This is a genomic window from Vibrio sp. 1288, assembly GCF_033344475.1.
This window is the reverse complement of the sequence record NZ_JAWPOX010000908.1, coordinates 1-569: the sequence shown is the minus strand read 5'-3', so window position 1 is coordinate 569 and position 569 is coordinate 1. Positions and strand designations below refer to the sequence as shown.

Here is a 569-nt window from a genome sequence, read left to right as displayed (position 1 = left end):
ATTTACTGCAGGTTCAATGGCAGAAATTGAGCCTTTGAATGGCTGATCTGGGTAGGCATCTACAAAAATATCCACTTCTTGGTCAAGTTTGATACGCGAGATGTCTGTTTGAGGCACGGTAAAGCGCAGACGCATTACGCTGCTATCTTCTAGGCGAACAATGTCGCTACCAGCTTGGATGTATTGACCAAGATAAACGTTACGGATACCAACCACACCTGCAAATGGCGCTTTGATTTCACGACGATCGATGGTTGCTTTTAAACTCTCGATATCTGCTTTAAGCGAGTAGTAGTTTGCTTCAGCTTCATCGTAAGCTTCTTTAGAAATAGAACCTTTCTTAAACAGACCTTGGTAACGTTTGTATTTCGCTTCTGCTGCAGGAAGTTTCGCTTGTGAACTCTTCAAGTTCGCTTTTTCTACTTCAGAATCAAGCAAAACGAGGGGTTGGCCAGCTTCAACTTGAGTACCTGATTCAAAAGCGATCTTGTCGATTACACCGCTCGTTTCGTTCGCTACCGTCACACCTTGGTTTGGCTCGATAACACCGATAGCCTCGATCACTGGTA

General features: G+C 44.3%; 1 pseudogene. It reads right to left on the bottom strand.

The annotated features are described in order from the left end of the window. A pseudogene (gene vmeC, locus R8O11_RS30025) lies at window positions 1–569 on the bottom strand (multidrug efflux RND transporter periplasmic adaptor subunit VmeC); the annotation flags it as partial.